Annotated in this window: 8 protein-coding genes and 1 pseudogene; 1 reads left to right on the top strand and 8 read right to left on the bottom strand. The window is 71.3% G+C overall.

Annotated features, from left to right (window positions below):
- Window positions 1-105 precede the first annotated feature (105 nt).
- The 6 genes from E3O39_RS02870 to nudC all read right to left on the bottom strand — a co-directional run bounded on the left by E3O39_RS02870 (window position 106) and on the right by nudC (window position 9,884).
- Complete coding sequence (locus E3O39_RS02870; protein ID WP_134449561.1) at window positions 106-2,286, bottom strand: DEAD/DEAH box helicase; 2,181 nt, start codon at window positions 2,284-2,286, stop codon at window positions 106-108.
- 226 nt (window positions 2,287-2,512) lie between these two features.
- Window positions 2,513-2,842: a DUF6804 family protein gene (locus tag E3O39_RS02865; protein WP_241984952.1), complete on the bottom strand. Its 330-nt coding sequence runs from the start codon at window positions 2,840-2,842 to the stop codon at window positions 2,513-2,515.
- Window positions 2,842-4,725 carry a DUF2207 domain-containing protein gene (locus tag E3O39_RS02855; RefSeq protein ID WP_166787385.1) on the bottom strand — a complete coding sequence of 628 codons (1,884 nt, stop codon included), beginning with the start codon at window positions 4,723-4,725 and terminating at the stop codon, window positions 2,842-2,844. The genes E3O39_RS02865 and E3O39_RS02855 overlap by 1 nt, the downstream gene beginning before the upstream one ends.
- A gap of 9 nt (window positions 4,726-4,734) precedes the next feature.
- A complete protein-coding gene (locus E3O39_RS02850; protein ID WP_134449560.1) occupies window positions 4,735-6,222 on the bottom strand; it encodes an SDR family oxidoreductase in 1,488 nt (495 codons plus the stop codon).
- A 933-nt stretch (window positions 6,223-7,155) separates the two neighbouring features.
- A complete protein-coding gene (locus E3O39_RS02845; RefSeq protein ID WP_134449559.1) occupies window positions 7,156-8,871 on the bottom strand; it encodes an ATP-dependent helicase in 1,716 nt (571 codons plus the stop codon).
- Complete coding sequence (nudC, locus tag E3O39_RS02840; protein WP_134449558.1) at window positions 8,862-9,884, bottom strand: NAD(+) diphosphatase; 1,023 nt, start codon at window positions 9,882-9,884, stop codon at window positions 8,862-8,864. Before nudC ends, E3O39_RS02845 begins: the two co-directional genes overlap by 10 nt.
- A 92-nt stretch (window positions 9,885-9,976) precedes the next feature.
- Between nudC and E3O39_RS19400 the strand changes: the two are divergent.
- Window positions 9,977-10,669: pseudogene (locus tag E3O39_RS19400) on the top strand (phosphotransferase); the annotation flags it as partial.
- Window positions 10,670-11,022: 353 nt separating this feature from the next.
- Here E3O39_RS19400 and E3O39_RS02830 read toward each other — a convergent pair.
- On the bottom strand, window positions 11,023-14,523 hold the full coding sequence (locus E3O39_RS02830) for an ATP-dependent DNA helicase (protein WP_241984951.1): 3,501 nt from the start codon (window positions 14,521-14,523) through the stop codon (window positions 11,023-11,025).
- Window positions 14,520-17,975: a UrvD/REP family ATP-dependent DNA helicase gene (locus E3O39_RS02825; RefSeq protein WP_134449556.1), complete on the bottom strand. Its 3,456-nt coding sequence runs from the start codon at window positions 17,973-17,975 to the stop codon at window positions 14,520-14,522. The genes E3O39_RS02830 and E3O39_RS02825 overlap by 4 nt, the downstream gene beginning before the upstream one ends.
- Window positions 17,976-18,022: the final 47 nt, after the last annotated feature.

Below are 18,022 nucleotides of genomic sequence, written 5' to 3'. Positions count from 1 at the left end.
TGTGACTGCTCCTTCATGCTCAAGTACTCATGTCGGCGCCTGCACCAACCCCTAATGATGGTCCCGAATCGGGGCCAGACTCAAATCCGCGCCGGGGAGTGCGGGCTACAGCTCCCCGTCGAGTGCCTGGGTGAGCAGGAACACGAGGGCGCTGGCCTGGATCGAGTCCTCGGACGAGGCCTCGCCCTCGACCCCGTCGAGCGCGCGGGCCGCGAGACCCTGCTTGCTGCCGATCAGTTCGGCGATGCGCGCGTCGATCGTGTGCGCGGCGATGATCCGCCACGCGGTGACCGGTTCCGACTGGCCGATGCGGTGCACCCGGTCGATGGCCTGGGTCTGCTCCGCGGCCGTCCAGCTGAGCTCGGCGAGCACGACGTTCGAGGCCGCCTGCAGGTTGACCCCGACGCCGGCGGCGCTGAGCGAGCAGACGACGACGGCGACACCCGGGTCGTTGTTGAACGAGTCGATCGCGGCCTGGCGGGCGAGCGCGGTCTGATCGCCCCTGAGGGAGACGGAGCGCATGCCGCGCTTGGCGAAAATCTGCTCAGCGGTGTCCATGACGTCGATGTGCTTGGCGAAGAACACGACCTTGCCGACCGAGTGCGCGAGCTGCACGGCGTAGTCAGCGGCGAGCCCGGCCTTGGCCTGGCCGATCTTGCGCACCATGGTGAACACGTTCTCGCCCGTCGTCTGGCCCTTGGACTCCTCGAGCTCCGCGTGGGCGACCGCGCGGATGAATGCGGCCCGCTGGGCTCCGTCGAGGCTGGGCGCCGTGCGGCCGGGATGGCGCGCGGACACGAGGCCGTGGTACCGGGTGACGAGACGGGCTGCGAGTTCCCGTTCGGCCTGGCGGATCGAGCGCCCGAGGTCGTCGTCGAGCTCGACCGGCAGGTCGGCGATGCGCTTGGCGGGCAGGTCCGTCGCGACGTCGACCTTGCGGCGGCGCACGATACCCATGTCGATGACCGCGGCCCTGGCTTCGGAGTAGAAACCGGCATCCGCCGGGGTGAGGCCGGTGGCCTCGAGCCGGGCCATCAGCTTCGCAGTCGGCTTGTCGCCGTCGATCCAGCCGAGGAACTGCCAGATGGCGCGGAAGTCGTCGACGTCGTTGATCAGGGGGGTGCCGGTCAGGGCCATCAGCAGCGGGTTGCCGCCGGGGGTGCGGCGGCGGATCTGCTCGGCGAGGGCGAGTACGTGGCGGGAGCGCTGCGACTGCAGGTTCTTGATGAAGTGCGCCTCATCGACGACCATGCCCTTGAAGCCGAGGGTACCGAGCCAGGCCCTGTGCCGGTCGAGCACGTCGTAGTTCACGATGACGACGTCGGCGAAGGCGTCGAGGGTGTCGCCGTCGCCGTGGATGACGGTCGCCCGGCGCTGCGGCGTCCACATCTCGACCTCGCGCACCCAGTTCATCTTGACGACGTTGGGCACGATGGCGAGCAGCGGGTACGCGCCGGCGACGGATGCCGCGAGCAGGCTCTGCGCGGTCTTGCCGAGACCAGGCTCATCGGCGAGCAGGTAACTGCGATGGCCGAGCCGTGCGCTCTCGATGAAGCGGGACTGGTGCCGCATGAGTTCCATGCCGGGCGGGGAGAGCCGGTCGATGACGGGCGCCTCCGGCAGGTCCATGCTCGCGGCCTGGCCGCCTGAGCCGTATTCGAAGGACTTGAAGAGCGGGCCGATCAGTTCCCAGTTGGCGAGGCGGCGCCCGGAGATGACGGGAGCGGCCTGGACGGCGCTGAAATCGGGGGCGAGGAAGGGGTTCGCGAGCTGGCGCGCCCGCACGGACTGCGGGACGACCTGGTTCTCCGGCTCATCGGGCTTGACCTCGGGCTCGCGGGTGATGATCAGTTCGTCCGGGCTCAGGTCCGCCCCGGATTCGAGGAGCCAGTCGCGGCGGAAGCGCTGTGCGACGGTCGACACTCCGGCGTCGGGTTCGAGGAGGGTGATCAGGCTCGTGTCGCGGGCCGCGGTCTTCGCGAGGATCTGCGCGATGCCGTCGAGGCGTTTGAGCAGCTCTGCCCTGTTCGCGTCGGTCAGTTCGCGGTCGCCCTTGACCCTGGCGCGTTCCTCGCGCATCAGGAGCGCGATGACCTGGTACTTCGTGCGGTTCGTCGGCCCGAGCTTGGTGCCCGACTGGGCCTTGGCTTCGACCTCGCGCACCTTGCGGGCGAGGATCGGGATGATCGGGGCGTCGTCGTCCCTCGAGCGTGCGCGCTGCCTGGCGCGGCCTCCGGCCGGGGCATGGTTGTTCGAGCCTGGGGCCTGGTGGCGGGTGTATGCCATTCTTCTCCAACTTCACAGCGGCTGTGGCAGCGTGATCCACGCGCGACGTCGTGCGGCATCCGTGGACACCAGAGCGATCAATCGAAAGAACCGGGCCGAGCCAACGAAACGATTGTGCTGCAGACCGCTTCGGTACTACACCGGGGAGGTCGAGACGACGACCGGGTTTCGACGCACCTGTAGTCTACGCCCGCGCATCCGCCCGATGACACACCCCGCACGACGCTCAGTGCACGGGGACCTTGACGCGCACCCCGACGACGATGAAGAGCAGCGCCGCGACATACTGTGCGGCCACCCAGCCTTGCCCGTCCAACCCGATCACGAAGATCGGGTTCCACAGCACGGCGATGGGGGCGAGGCCGATGAGCCACCACCAGGCCTTCCCCTGCACGGCGAAGACGCAGAGGATGAGGGCGAGGATGCTGACGGTGTACCGGATGATGATGAAACTGTCGGCGTCGATCAGGGCGAGACCGGCAAGCAGGGCGATGGCGCCGAGCAGGCCGGGCGCGAGAGCTGCCCGGGAAAAGGTGGGTGCGACCGGGGTGCCCATCAGACGCCCCCTCCCCCGCCGCCGCCGCCTCCGCCGCCGACGGACCCGCCGCCGCCGAACCCGGAACTCGAGGAGCTGGACGCGGTGCCCGACCACGCCGACGTCGTCGAGCTCGCGAAGCCGCTCAGGCTCGCCGCGAAGAACCCGGCGTTGAACGCACCGGTGCCGTAGTACCAGTCCGGCTGGGACCGGCTCTGCGCGTAGTACTCACCGAGCACGGCCGACCAGTCCTTCTCCTGCCCGAACAGCACGGCGAACGGCAACAGGCGCTCATAGAGCTTGAGGACCTGCAACGGCTGCCCGGGGTCGACCATCATTTCCGGGCTCCCCGGCTCCGGGCGGTACGGCGAGCGCAGGGCGCCCTGGGGGCTCTGCAGCACCCGCAACCTGTCGGTCTCGGCGACTCCGATGTACAACCTGACTCCTTCGAGGTAATCGCGCAGTTCCGCCCCTGCTGCGGTGAGCGGGCGGATGCTCGACGCGAGTGACACGGTCGTGATGGCGCCGATCAGCCCGGCGAGGAGGACGAGGAACGGCCACGCCCCGCCGATCTCGAGCGCGAGACCGACGACGCCGCCGAGAACGGCGACGAGGCCGCCGACAACGGAGAGGCCGAGCAGCGCGGAACGCAGGGACCCGCCCTTCTTCTCACGGAAACCGGCGGGGATCGCCGCCCGGCGGGTCGCCCGCAGTTCGCCCTGAAGCGCGGTGGTGAGGCTGGTGCTCTTCTTCTTGAGGTCGCGCTGGGTGCCCGGCTTCAGCCCGGGAAAGAGGTGGCCGAGCATGGAGAGCTCCGTCGCGTCGACGCCCCGGGTGTCCCGCAGCTCGAGCAGGTAGTGCTTGGGCCCGGAGCCTTCGAGCACCCGCACGTTGCCGCGCACGGCGAACTGCAGGAACTGGGCGGTGATGGCCTTCGTGGACGTGCGGGTCACCTCGCCGGCCTGGAGCAGGTTGACACCCTTCGGCGGCAGGTATTCGGCGATGATCGTGGGCCGGCCGGGCGCATTGCGCCAGCGGGTCGCCCGCAGGGCGATCGCGAGGGCGGCGCAGACGAGCGCGAGCACGGCACCGGCGAGGCCGACGGCGGGGATCGGGCTCGCGAAGAACGAGTTGTCCCTCGGCACGAAGGTACCCGGGGTGAAGCCGACGACCAGGGTGAGTCCCTCATGGGCGGCAAGGCTGCCGCTGCTCGCGCTGATCCGGGTTCCGGTCGTCACCGCCGCACTCGAATCCGTGCTGATCTCGGAGCAGTCGGCCGAGGAATTCGTCGATCCCTGGAGGCACCTGGCCTGGCCGGTCAGCCGGCCGGTGAGCTCAGGGTCGACCGTGAGCGTCGCGGAGACGGAGCCGAAGGGCTGGGCCCAGCCGGTTCCGTTGACCTCCCAGTAGAACTCCTCATCCTGCGCATCCGTCGGAACGAGGGTCACGTCACGCTGCGTGTATGTGATCACATAGGTCTGCGCGCCGTGCACGTAGCCGTCGGCTGCGCTCGTCACGATGAAGAAGTCGCCGGCGTCGCTCTCGCTCGTGTCGCTCGGCCGCGGGGCACCGTTCTCGTCGGTGACGCTCACAAGGTCGATCCCGGTCGGATGCCCGTCGTAGTGGCTCGGGATCGACCGACGGATGCCGTGGTTCTGATCGAAGTCCGGGAACCGGGCGACGATGGTCTCCGTCGTCGTCAACGCGGAGTGCCCGTCCGCTGACCGGCTGAGCACGAAGTCGGAGTGCATCGAGTCGAAGCTGAAGTCGTCGACGCCGCCGGGCACGGAGACGGCGGGCTGCCCCAGGGGCGCGGCCGCGACGGCCGCCGCGGGCACCGACAGGGTGAGGAGGGCGAACGCGCCCAGGATGGTGACGAACAGGGATCGAGCCAATCGGCGCATGCCCCCACTCTAGCGAGCGGGCTGGGGCGCAGACGTCGCTTCGGCCGTGGCCGTGATGCGGTTGGCCATCCCGCTGAAGATGATCCCGTGGAACGGCAGGATCGAGAACCAGTAGAGCCGGCCGCCGAGGCCGCGTGGGAAGAACACGGCACGCTGCCGGTAGACGGAGCCACCGTCCGCGGCCGGTTCGGCGGTCATCTCGAGCCAGGCCAGCCCGGGAACCCGCATCTCGGCACGGAGCCGGAGGAAACGCCCGCGCTCGAGGCTCTCCACCCGCCAGAAGTCGAGCACGTCGCCGGTGTGCAGCCGTTCCGCGTCGCGCCGGCCACGGCGGAGCCCGACGCCGCCGACGAGCTTGTCCGCCCAGCCGCGCACGGCCCAGGCGAGAGGGAATGAGTACCAGCCGTTGTCGCCGCCGATGCCCTCGATGATGCGCCACAGTTCGGCGGGCGCCGCGGGGGTGTGCTTCGTACGAACGTCGGTGTAGACGAGGTGCCCCGCCCACTCCGGGTCGCTCGGCAGCGGGTTGCTGCTCGCCCCCTCGATCGAGGCGTTCCGCCAGCTGGTCTCGACGTCGCCGTCGCGCATCCGCCCGAGCGCGAGCCGCACGGCCGTGCGGTACCCGGTGAGACCGCCGTCGGGGACGGGGATGTACCCGTCGATGTCGTGTTCGCCCATCACGCAGTCGTTCTGCAGGGAGGCGATGATCGGCACGGCGAGGTTGCGCGGGATCGGGGTGACGAGGTTGACCCACTGCGAGGCGAGCCACGGGGTCAGCACCGGCAATGAGGCGATCGGGCGCTGGCGAAGTCCCGCCTCGAGGGCGTAGCCGTTCATCATCTGCCCGTAGCGGAGCACGTCGGGACCGCCGATATCGAAGGTTCGGTTGACGGAGTCGGGCAGGTCCGCCGCGGCGACGAGGTAGTAGAGCACGTCGCGCACGGCGATCGGCTGGATCTTGTTGCGTACCCATTTCGGTGCGGGCATGTACGGCAGCACGTCGGTCAGGTGCCGGATCATCTCGAAGGACGTCGAGCCGCTGCCGATCACGACGCCGGCCTGCAGGGCGGCGGTCGGCACGCCGGAGGCCAGCAGGATCCGTCCGACCTCGGCCCGGGAGCGCAGGTGCCGGGAGAGGGTCTCGGTGTCCGGGTGCAGCCCGCCGAGGTAGACGATCCGCGACACGCCGGCCGCCGCAGCTGCCGACGCCACCGTGCGGGCGGCCCGTGCCTCGGCCTGCTCGAAGTCGCCCGAACTGCCCATCGCGTGCACGAGGTAGTAGACGACGTCGATCCCGGCGCACGCCGCGTCCACGGCGTCGGCGTCTGCGAGGTCGCCGACCCGGATGTCCACCCGGTCCCGCCAGGGGACGTCGGTGAGCTTCTGCGGCGAGCGCACGAGCACGGTCACCTCGAATCCGGCGTCGAGGAGGAGCGGAACCAGCCGCCCGCCGATGTAGCCGGTCGCCCCGGTCACGAGTGCTCGTCTGGCAGTCATGGTCAGAGCCTAGGGCGAATGCCGGCGCTGAGGCTGGGAGCCTGCCGGGCCTGTGGATGAATCGCTCGCGCTCGATGCGAATCCGGCAGGATCGGCGCATGACTCTTCGACTCGACCCCCGGTATCCGCTCGTCTGGCGCTCGCCGGACACCATCCAGCTCGGCGTCGACCACCCGGCGCTCCGCCTCCGCGTGCCCGGCCCCGGCCTCGAACGCGTCATCGACGCGCTCCGGTCCGGGGTGCCCCGCAGCGGCGCCGTCATGCTCGGCCGCACGGGCGGGGCGACTGCCGAATCCGTCTCCGCCCTCCTCGCCTCGCTCCGCCCGGTCCTGCTCGACGACCTCGGGCCGGAGTCCTCGACGCCGGCGCTCCGGCACTGGGTGTCCGTCGACGGGCGCGGCACGACGGCCGCGCGGCTCCGTTCCTTCCTCGACGACCTCGGGCTCGACACCCACGAACTCGACGACGGTGTCGGCGGAAGCGCACGGGTCGCCGACGATTCCGGCTACGGCACCGGCATCCGTTTCAGCACCGCGAGCCGCACCGGCGCGGATGCCGCCGCTCCCGCGGACACGGACCTCGCGGTGATCATCGGCCGGTTCGCGATCGAGCCGGCACGCTACCGGCGCTGGCTGAACCGCGACGTGCCGCACCTGCCGGTCGTGTTCGGAGACCGGAAGGTGCGGATCGGCCCGCTCGTGGAGCCGGGGCTGGGCCCGTGCCTGTTCTGCCTCGAGCAGGCCAGGGTCGACGCCGACCCGGCCTGGCCCGCGATGGCGAGCCAGCTGGCCCACCGGCCTGCGCCGACGGAGTCAGCGCGTCGTGGCCTCGAGGTCGCTGTCCGGGTTGCGGGGATCGTGCAGGATCGGGTGCTGTCCGGTCACTCGGCGCTCGCGGGCGTCTCCCTGTCGATCGACGCCGCGAGCGGAAGGATCACGCGCCGCGTCCACCGGCCGCACGAGCGTTGCGCATGCCGAGCTCTGTCAGGAACCGCGATCGTTCCCTCGGTGCCCGTTGCTGGTGCCCGGACGCGGACCAGCTCAGGGCGAGTCGCCGGCGTGCCCTGGTGATGCCGACGTAGAGCAGCCGGCGTTCCTCGTCGATCTGCTCGAAGGTACCCGCGTAGCTGATCGGGACGAGCCCCTCTGACAGCCCCACCACGAAGACGGCGTCCCATTCGAGGCCCTTGGCCGAGTGCAGCGTCGCGAGGGTCACCGCCGAGACGGTCGGTTCGTGCTGGCCTGCCTGCCGCTCCATCAGTTCGTCGGTGAACTGGCGGAACGTCGTTCCGGGCGCGGCCTGGTCGACGAGCCCCATGATGGCGTTGAGCGATTCCCAGCGGTCCCGCACCGCACCGGCGGCCTCCGGCGCTGTCTGGCTCCAGCCGAGCGAGCGCAGCACGTCGCTGGCCGACTTGAACAGCGGCTCGCCCACGATCGAAACGGATGCCGCTCGCAGCTGCATCACGGCCTGCTTGACCTCGGTGAGGTCGAAGAACCGCTTCGATCCACGGATCTGGTAGCTGATGGACAGGTCGCCGAGCGCGGTCTCGAGCGCCGCGGCTTGCACGTTGACCCGGTAGAGCACGGCGATGTCTTCCGGCCGGATGCCGGATTCGATCAGTTCGAGGATCTGCTGGGCGACCCCGCGTGCCTCCGCGAGGTCGTTCGCGTACTCGTGCACGCTCGGTTCGACCCCCGGCTCCGCCGAGTGCGCGCGCAGGGTGAGCGCCCCGGTGCGGCCGCGCATCAGCTGGTTCGCGGTCGTGACGATCGCCCCCGTCGACCGGTAGTTCTGTTCGAGGCGCACGACCGTCGCATCCTCCCAGCGCTTGGGGAAGTCGAGAAGGTAGTCGCTGCGGGCGCCCGCGAAGGAATAGATGGTCTGGCTGGCGTCGCCGACCACGCACAGGTCCCTGCGAGGCCCGACCCAGAGGGCGAGCAGGTCGTGCTGCAACGGCGACACGTCCTGATACTCGTCGACGACGAAGAACCGGTACTGCTCGCGCACCTGCAGGGCGACGGAGGGTTCGGACTCGATCATCCCGGCCATCGCGAGCAGGACATCCTCGAAGTCGATCTGCTTACGCTCATCCTTCAGCCGCTCGTAGCGTTCGTGCATCGCCACGACCTGGTCGGCGTCGAGCCGGCCGGGCAGGCTGCGCCTGGCGATGCCGGCGGCGTAGTCCTCGATGCTGAGCCCGGTGGTCTTGCGCCACTCGACCTCGGCGGCGAGGTCGCGCAGGGTCGCGGTGTCGAGCCGGAGTTTGAGCTGTTCGGCGGCGTGGCCGAGCAACCGGCCCTTTCCGTCGAGGATGCGCGGCGCCTGGCCGCCGACGACGTGCGGCCAGAAGTAGTTGAGCTGGGAGAGCGCTGCGGCGTGGAAGGTGCGTGCCGCGACGCCGCCGGCGCCGAGTTGGCGCAGCCGGCCCCGGAGTTCCGCGGCGGCCCGCGAGGTGAAGGTGAGCGCCATCACCCGGTTCGGGGCGTACGCGCCGGTCATCACCCCGTAGGCGATCCGGTGGGTGATCGCGCGGGTCTTGCCGGTGCCTGCGCCCGCGAGCATGCACACCGGCCCGACGAGGGCCTCCGCGGCGATGCGCTGCTGGTCGTCGAGGCCGGCCAGAAGCGTCTCGGGGGTCAGCGCCATCCGGCGACCAGGTCGGGGCCGAAGTCGATCGGTCCGCCGTACCACTGCTCGATGATCGCGCGTGCGATCGAGGAGCGGCCGGGCAGGATGATGCTGTCGCCGGCCGCGGCCAGTTCGGAGCGGCTGAACCAGCGCAGGTCGAGGATCTCGTCACCGTCAGGCAGGACACCGTCCGGCTGCTGGCCGTCGGCGAGGCGCGCGGTGAAGCCGAACATGATCGAGGCGGGGAACGGCCACGGCTGGGAGCCGAGGTAGACCGGGTCGGTGACGCGGAGGCCGGACTCCTCGAACATCTCGCGGATGACGGCCGCCTCGAGGGACTCCCCCGGTTCGACGAAGCCCGCGAGCAGGGAATAGCGGTTGTTCTCCCACAGGGCGTTCGACCCGAGCAGGATGCGCTCGTCGGCATCGGTGATCAGCACGATCACGGCGGGGTCCGTTCGGGGGAACACCTGGCTGCCGTCCACGGGGCACCGGCGGCTCCAGCCGCCGCCCTCGACCTCGGTTGCGGCGCCGCAGCGCGGGCAGTGCGCGTGCGAGGCGTGCCAGTTCGCGAGCGCGAGCGCTTCGGTGAAGAGGCCGGCGTCGCGGTCGGAGAGGGCGCTCGCGACAGTGCGGAGCGGCACCCAGAGGGACTCGTCCGGTTCGAGGGTCGCGGCCGCGCCGTCGTCGAGGATAACGGCGACCAGGCGGGTGCCCGCGGGTTCCGCGCCCTCGTCGGCGAGGGACCTGCCGAGGTAGAGCTCGATCGGGGTCTGCGCGACGAGGGCGGGCGGGAACAGGCGCAGCCGGGGCCGGCGGCTTCCGGTATCGGTTGCGGCGAGCTCGTGGGTGCCTGCGGGGGCCGCACCCGGCGTTCCCGCCAGGAGGGTGGACCCGCGCCAGAGCGGGAGGACGCGCGTGGCGGCATCCGCCCGGAGCTCGTCGAAGAGTCCGGGTATGGCCCGGGTGAGGTGGTCCCTGTCGACGGCGTGGCGGGACAGCGGCAGTTGGGAGGTGAACGTGAACGGCATGAAGACCCTTCGGACTCTGGCGTGACTGCCGAAGTTATGTGGAGGCGTGGCGAACGACCACACCGAGGGGAAGTCGACCTAACCTAGTAGGCATGGCCAGATCCCATCTCACTCTAGCCGCGCTCGCCACTTCAGCCGTGCCCGGTCTCGACGTCGTCCAGGCCCGCAGCCATGGCTCCAGCGGGCGCTCCTCCGGCGCGCCCGGAGCATACGATTCCGCTGTCCTGCTGGACCGCGACGGACGCTCCCTGATCATCCGGGTGCCGCTTTCCCAGGCCGCGGAGACCGAGCAGTCCGCCGACCTCGTCGCGCTCCGCGCCCTGACCGTCGGCAATCGCAGCCGCCTGCCGTTCGACGTTCCGCAGTTCGTCGGGCAGGCCCCGCTCAGCGGGACGCGCGCCGTCGTCTACGAGTTCCTGCCCGGCGACACCTTCGACGCGGACGCCCTCACCGGACATGCCGGGGTCTCCGGGTCGATCGGCCGGGCCATCGCGGCCATCCACGGCCTGCCGACCGCGGTGGTGAGCGATGCCGGGCTCACACAACGCAGCGCCCAGGACTGCCGCACCGAGGTGATCGACCTGATCGGCCGCACCGAGGCGACGGGGTACCTCCCTGCGGCCCTGCTCCGCCGCTGGGAGCTCGCGACCGACGACGACGCGCTCTGGCAGTTCCTGCCCTGCGTCATCCACGGTTCACTGTCCGCGGAGTCCTTCCTGATCGGCGAGGATTCCGTGACGGCCGTGCTCGGCTGGGCGGCGCTGAGCGTCGGCGACCCGGCCAGGGACCTGAACTGGCTGCTCGCCTCCCGGGGAGCCGCCGGCGAAGCGGCGATCGCGTCCTACGGCGGCGTGCGCCAGGGCAACGACCCGCGCATCACGCAGCGGGCGATGCTCTACGCAGAGCTCGAGCTCGCACGCTGGCTGCTGCACGGCACCGACACCCGCAACCAGGGAATCGTCGATGACGCCGTCGCGATGCTCGACGGGCTCGTCGAGAACGTGCACCACGCGACCTCGCACCCGCTGTCCCCGAAGACCGGCCCGATCCTGAACGTGTCCGAGGTCGAGAGCCTGCTCGCCGCGACCCCGTACGCCGCGGTGAAGCGCGCGCCGGCCGCCGCGATGCACACGGATGCCTACACGCTGTCCGACTTCGAGACCGGCGAGTTCGCCGACGAACCGGACACCACCGGCGCGATCGACGTCGTGGGCGACGGCACGGACACCGGCACCGGCGCCGAGGTGCGGGACACGACCGAGGACCACGCCGCCACGAGGTCCGCCTCGGAGTAGAGCCGCTCGGGGGCGACCACGGTGTCGTCGGCGACGAAATAGAACACCGCGTCGACCTCGTCAGGGTCGATCCCCTTCCAGCTCGCGTACGCGAGGCGGTAGAGCGCGAGCTGCGTCTGCTTGAGTTCGAGGTCCGCTGCGTTCTTCGGCGCCCGGCCCGTCTTCCAGTCCACGACCTGGTAGCCCGTCCCTGTGCGGTACACCGCGTCGAGCTTGCAGATGAAGACCTGGCCGGCGAGCACGTAATGGATCTCGATTTCGACCTCCTCCGGTTTGAGGCCGGCCCAGGGCGACCGTTCGAAGGTCGCCTGGAGGCGTTCGAGCTGGGCCTGCTCGAGCGGCTGGTTCTGGTCGAGGTCGAGTTCGAAGGCATCGGCATCCGTGTCGGTGTCTGCTTCGAAGAGCCCGGCGTCGATCCGGTCGCCGCCGAGGAGGCCGCCGGCCCGTCGCTCGACCCAGGAGTGGAAGAGGGTGCCGAGCCGGGTGGCCCGGTACGGCCGCTCGGGCATGGGGCGGCGCACCTGTGCGGCGACCCCGGCGGGATCGTCGACGTAGTCCTTGAACCGCGAGGCGGGGATGCGGGCGGGCAGCGGTGCGACCGTGCCTGCGCCCAGGCGGAGGGCGCGTTCCTCGAGCAGCAGGGTCACGACGTGGGACCAGCGTGTCTCGCGGGCCAGGGCGTCCGGATCGTTCGCTGCGGCGCGCACCCCGGAAGCGGCCGCTTCGACGACGGCCCGGCGGGTGCCGAGCGGGTCGAAGGGCCAGACCGGCGTGAGGCCGTCCTCCGGGGCCGGTTTCTCGGCGTTGGCGCTTTCCTCTGGCAGGGGGTCGATGAGGCCGGCCTCCGCGAGCTCGACGAGGTAGCGGCTCGGGGTGCGCACGGTCGAGCCAGAGCCCCAGAACGAACCGGTCAGCAGGAGTTCGTGCCTGGCCCGGGTGGTGGCGACGTAGATCAGCCGGCGTTCCTCGTCGTCGTGGCGGCCGGCGAGGTCCGCCTTGTACGCCTGGAAGGCGAGGTCGTAGGACAGCTGGCTGTCGTGGCCGGTCCAGTCGAGCTGGGGCAGTTCGGCGTGGTCGCCGCGGAACGGGTACGGCAGCTCGCCGAAGCGGATCCAGCCGGTGACCTCGCGCGCGGGGGCCGGCAGGCTCTTGTCTGTGAGGTTCGGGATCGCGACGTAGTCCCACTCGAGGCCCTTCGCGCCATGGATGGTGAGGAGTTGCACGGTGCCCTGTTCGGCCACCTCGGCGCGCGGTCCCCTGTCGTCGGCGAGTTCGGCCCGGCCGAGCCAGCGCAGGAAGCTCGCGGCGGTGCCGAGCTCGTCACTCGCGAGGAAGTCGGAGATGGTGTCGTGGAAGGCGTAGAGGTTCGCGAGGCCGAGGCTGTTGTTCTCGTTCGCGACGAGTTCGACCTCGAGGAGGAGCTCCTGTTCGACGAGGCGCACGAAGTCGAGCAGCGGAAGACCGGCCCGCGAGCGCAACCAGGCCAGCAGCTTGCCTGCTGCGCGCAGCCGCTCACGGCCGGTGTCGGTGAAGCCGGCGAGCTGGCCGTGACCGGGCGGCGCCGCCGCGGCGAAGTCGAGGGCGTCGACGAGGGAGGCCCCCTCGTCGTCGGCGACGGACGCACGGAGCTTCTCCGTGAGCTCCCGGCTGACGGCCTTCTGCGCCCAGTCGTGGGCGGCGAGCCAGCGCGAGACGGCCGCGAGGTGCTGCAGGTCGCGCGGGCCGACCTGGAACCGGGCACCACTCAGCAACCGGACGAGTTCGCTTCCCGCCGAGGGATCGTGCACGACCCTGAGCACGCTGACGACGTCGGTGACTTCCGGGGTGGAGAGCAGCCCGCCGAGGCCGAGCACGTGGGCGCGGACGCCGTTCGCGCGGAGGACCCCGGCGAAGAAGTCCATGTCGCGCCGGGCGCGGAAGAGGATGGCGCCGGACTTGTCGCTGCCGGCGCCGAGCCGGGCGGCGAACCAGCTGGCGACGGCCTGGGCCTCGTCGGTGGCCGTCTCGGCGAGCTGTGCGGAGACAGCGCCGGGCCGGGTGCCGTCCGGCACCTTGAGCGTCTCGACCTGGATGCCGTCCGTCCGGCGGCGCAGGGCCTCGCTGAGCGGGGCGACGAGCGTGTTCGCGGCGTCGAGGACCGACCGGGGGTTGCGCCAGGTGAAGGAGAGCGACATGGACGGGGTGACCCGGCGTTCCGAGCGGGCGTCGGGGTCGAAGTCGGCGGAGAAGGCGAGCAGGTTCGCGGAGCTCGCACCGCGCCAGCCGTAGATGGACTGGTGCGGGTCGCCGACGGCCATCACCGGATGCCTGGCGAAGAGGGTGTGCAGGAGTTCGGTCTGGAGCACGGAGGTGTCCTGGTACTCGTCGAGCAGCACCACCCGGTACTGTTCGCGGTACCCCGCGACGACCCGCGGAACCCGCTGGCTCACCTGCAGGGCGAGGGCGACCTGGTCGGAGAATTCGATCAGGCCGAGCCGGCGCTTCTCCCGGTCGTACCAGTCGGCGAGTTCGGCGAGCACGGGCAGCGGCCCGACCGCGGCGAGTGAGTCGACGACGGAGGTGTACGGGACCTTCTTGCGCGGGTTGCCGTATGGAAGGTCTTCGAGGTAGGCGAAGCCGGCGGCGAGGCCGGCGAGATCGTGCCCGGCGCGGCCGGGGGCGCCTGCCGGGCCGGTCGTTGACAGGCCGGTCGTTGCCAGGCCCGTTGTAAGGGGAGGCGGGTTCTCGGCGAGCAGGCGGCTGAACCGGAGCACGGCATCCGTCACGGCGTCGAGGCTCTTGCCCCAGGGCACGAGCCTGTGGTCGCCGTGTTCGATCACGACACGGCGGGCGAGCAGCCACGCGCTCGTCTCGGTGAGCAGGACGGACTCGGGTTCGCGGCCGAGCAGGAGGGCGTTGTCTGTGAAGAGACGGCTCGCGAAGGAGTTGTACGTCGACACGGTCGGGGTGTTGAACAGGCCGGAGTCGACGAGCTCGCCGGTGGTCTCTGCGCCCGCGGCCGGAGTCGGCGCGGGCAGCAGTCCGTTGGCGTCGAGCTGCGCGATGCGGTCGCCGATGCGCTCGGCGAGTTCGCCGGCCGCCTTGCGGGTGAAGGTGAGGCCGAGGACCTGGTCTGGGCGGGCGAGGCCGTTGGCGAGCAGCCAGAGCACCCGGTTGGCCATGGTCTCGGTCTTGCCGCTGCCGGCTCCGGCCACGACGAGGGTCGGCGCGAGCGGGGCCTCGATCACCGCCTGCTGTTCCGGGGTGGGCGGGAACATGCCGAGCGTGCCGGCGATCTCGAGGGCGCTGACCGGGTTCTGCGGACGATGCGGGTCGTGCGGCACGGGCGTTCCGTTCTGGCTCACGAGCTGACCTGCCCGATGATGTGGATGCGGCAGGCCCCGTGCGAGCGCGGATCGAGGCAGTGTGTGGCGAGCTCGGCGACGAAGGTCGCCCCGCCCATCAGCGCCGCGTCGGCACCCACCCTGGTGCGGAAGGCGAGGAGCTGTTCCGCGGTGAAGGTGGTCTGGGTGGGGTTGCGGTAGTTCTGCCTGGCTGTGCCGGAGGAGACGATCACGAGGCGGGCTCCCGCGAGGGGGGTCCCGGCGGGGACGCCCTCGATCTGGCCTTCCTGGAAGGCGAGCTGGTAGGCGCCGAGCTGCGGGTGTTCCGCCACGCCCGCGTCGCTCACGGGGTCTCCGCGCCCGGTCTTGAGATCGACGATGACGGCGCTGCCGTCGGCGAGGCGTTCGACCCGGTCGACGGTGCCGGTGAGCCACGCTCCGTCGACGTCGAACCCGAAGCTGCCCTCGGCGCTCAGGAGTTCACCGCCGGCGTGTTCGAAGTCGAGCAGGTAGGAGGCGAGCCGGTCGGTGAGGACGCGCGCGTCGGCGCGCTGCACCTCGGACTGCCACTCCGCGTCGAAGCGGAGCTCGCCCCAGCGCTCGTCGACCGCCTGCCACAGTGCTTCTGGCTGGCGGTCGGTCGACTCCTCCATGACTGCGTGGATGATCGTGCCTAGGTTCGCGGCCGTGTTCGAGCTGCCGCCTCCGAGCCGGCCGATCGCCCAGTGCAGCGGGCAGGTCTCGACAGCGGCCATCTTCGACGGGGAGACCCGCACCGGCTCGTCACCGGCCGTCGGGTCGTTGAGGGGCTGCAGCGTGCTGGGGCCCGCGAGGCCGTACCACTGGCCGGGGTCAGCACCGGGCACGGCTGCCGCGGCGAGCCTCGCGAGGGTTGCCGCGGCATCCGTTGCGCGCTCCGATCGTTCGGGGTGTTCGGACAGGGCGCCCGCCGCGACGCCCCTGGTGAGGTCGCGGCGCAACCGGCCGACGAGACCGCGGAGTGACACCGGGTAGCGCCCGGCGGGATCGGTGCCGTCAGCCCCGGCCGGCGGGGTCGGCCGCGGCAGCAGCTTGAGGAACACCGACGGTTCGTTCTCCTCGTTGTCGACGGCCGTGACGAGGAGTTCGCTCCGGGCCCGGCTCGCGGCCTGGGCGAACATGCGCAGCTCGTCGTGCAGGACCTCGGTGCGCGCGTCGCCGCCTCGGGGGTCGCGTCCGGAAGCGAGGGCGGCGAGATCGCCCGAACCGAGCAGCGAGCCGCGGATGCGCAGGTCCGGCCAGACGTTCTGCTGCACGTTCGCGATCACGACGAGGTCGAACTCGCGGCCGATCAGCCCGTTCGGGGTCGAGACGGTGACGGCGTCCCCGAGGGCGCGGGGGGCGAGGGTGTCCTCTGGGACGTCGGTGTCGACGAGGTGTTCGAGGAAGAGCACCGGCGGGGCCGCCGGGGTGCGTTCGACGTAGCGTTGCGCTGCGGAGAACAGGGCTACGACGGCGTCGAGGTTGTGGTTGGCCTCGTCGGCGATGATGCCGATTCCGGTGGACTGCTCGAGCCATTCCCTGGCGAGGCCGCTGCGCTGCCAGAGGCCCCAGAGCAGTTCCTCGATGGTGGCCCCCGCCTCGTATTCGACGGATGCGGCGAGCAGGCTCTCCGCGCAACTCGCCGCGCGGCGGGCGGTGCGGTTGTCGATCGCCGACAACAGCGACGGCGTCGCGAACACGGCGGCGAGAAGCTCGTCGGCACTGCGGGTACGGGCGGCGCTCGGGGTCGCGCCGGTTGCCGGCTCGCCGGGCTCCTGTTTGCCGAGTTCCTGTTGGCCGAGTTCCTGTTGGCGCAGCGCCGCGCGGAGGCGCCGCAGGGTGATCGGGTCGAGGCCACCGAGGGGGCCGCGCAGGAGTTCGGTCGCCGCTTCGGCGTCGAGGGGACGGCGGCCGAGAGTGACGTCGAGGGCGAGGATGAACGCACGCACCGCCCATTCGTCGCGGAGGGCGGTCTGCGCTGAGGGCACCTGGGTGGGCACCTCGAGGGCCGCGAGGCCGCGGGCGAGTGCCGGGATGGCCGAACCGCTCCGCGCGACCACGGCCATGCGGCCCCACGGCACTCCGTCGAGCACATGCCGTTCCCTCAGCCGCCCGGCGATGAGCGCGAGCTGGTCGGCGGGGCTCGCCGCGAGGAGGGTTTCGACAGAGGCGGCGGATGCTTCGGTGCCGGCTCCCTCGCTGCCGGACGCCGCGGCACCGGTATCGACGGCGCCGGGCTCGAAGGCGGCGGGCTCGACGGCGGCGGGCTCGACGGTGCCGGACTCGACTGAGGGCACGTCGGACGGGGACTCGACGCTCCCGGCCCGGCGTTGGGTGCCCGCGGACGCGGTCCCGATCCGGTGGGTGATCTCCCGCACGACGCCCCGGATGGCGGGTCCATGCCGGTAGACGGTGTCGAGCACGAGGGTCGTGACGCGTGGTGCGCCCGGAGCGAGGTAGTCGGCGAGCCTGCCGAGGGCATCCGCGTGGGCGCCGTTGAACGAGCCGGTCGTGATGTCGGGGTCGCCTGCCGCCACGATCGCGACGCCGCGCGCCGCGAACTGGGCGAGCAGGGTGAGGGTGGCCCTGTTCAGTTCCTGGGCGTCGTCGACGACGATGAGGCGGAGGCCTGCAAGGGTGCCGAGGGTCGCGGCTCCCGCGGACCCGGGAGCCGCTGCGGCGACGACGGCCGCGGCGAAGCCGGCGAGCTCGGTGGAATCGTACTGGCCGGGCCGGCTCTGGTCTTTGACCTCGTCGTAGCCGCGGATGAACCGGGCAGCCGCGATCCATTCCGGGCGGTCGGTCGCTGCACCGAGCTCGGCGAGGCGGGTGGGGGTGATCCCGTATTCCACGGCCCGCATCATCAGGTTGCGCAGTTCGGTGCGGAACCCGCGCAGCCGGCGCACGCCCGCGTCGAGGGTGGGCGGCCAGGCCGGGCCGGACGGACCCGCCCCGTCGCCGTCACGGACCCCGTCACGGTCGCGCACGCCGCCGAAGTCGCCGCTGCCATCGACGGGGTTGCCGTCGTCAAGGTCGCCCTGGAGGAGTTCGGCGATGATCTGGTCCTGCTCGCCACCGGTGAGCAGCGTCGGCGCCGGTCCGCCGGCCGCGGCTTCTGCTCCGCGCACGAGTTCGAACGCGACGGAGTTCGCCGTGCGGGCGAGCGGGCCGTTGGTCGGGACGCCGAGGCGGAGCGCAAGCCGGTCACGCAGCACGGTGGCGCCCGCCCGGGTCGGCACGAGCAGGAGGACCTCCCCCGGCGCATACCCGCGCTCGAGGACGCGTTCGGCGAGGAGCTCGATGAGGGTCGTGGTCTTCCCGGTGCCCGGGGCGCCGATGAGCGCGGCGGAGACCCCGTCGGCCAGCTCGAGGGCAGCCCGCTGGGAACCGTCGAGGGGGAAGGGAGGCGCGGAAACGTCGCGGTCGAGGGTCGGAATTCCGGGGCTGGTCACGTTTTCAAAGCTAGCGGGTTGCGCCGACAGTGAACGTTGTCCGGCTG

Source organism: Cryobacterium sp. MDB2-A-1 (genome assembly GCF_004402675.1).
GTDB classification, from domain to species: domain Bacteria; phylum Actinomycetota; class Actinomycetes; order Actinomycetales; family Microbacteriaceae; genus Cryobacterium; species Cryobacterium glucosi.
The sequence above is the reverse complement of the archived record's forward strand: the minus strand, read 5'-3'. Positions and strand labels throughout refer to the sequence as shown.

What these genes read in the sequence shown, in the direction of transcription:
- E3O39_RS02855 (WP_166787385.1), bottom strand. Translation starts at nt 4,725, where the DNA reads ATGCGCCGATTGGCTCGATCCCTGTTCGTCACCATCCTGGGCGCGTTC.
- E3O39_RS02845 (WP_134449559.1), bottom strand. Translation starts at nt 8,871, where the DNA reads ATGGCGCTGACCCCCGAGACGCTTCTGGCCGGCCTCGACGACCAGCAG.
- E3O39_RS02870 (WP_134449561.1), bottom strand. Translation starts at nt 2,286, where the DNA reads ATGGCATACACCCGCCACCAGGCCCCAGGCTCGAACAACCATGCCCCG.
- nudC (WP_134449558.1), bottom strand. Translation starts at nt 9,884, where the DNA reads ATGCCGTTCACGTTCACCTCCCAACTGCCGCTGTCCCGCCACGCCGTC.
- E3O39_RS02850 (WP_134449560.1), bottom strand. Translation starts at nt 6,222, where the DNA reads ATGACTGCCAGACGAGCACTCGTGACCGGGGCGACCGGCTACATCGGC.
- E3O39_RS02865 (WP_241984952.1), bottom strand. Translation starts at nt 2,842, where the DNA reads ATGGGCACCCCGGTCGCACCCACCTTTTCCCGGGCAGCTCTCGCGCCC.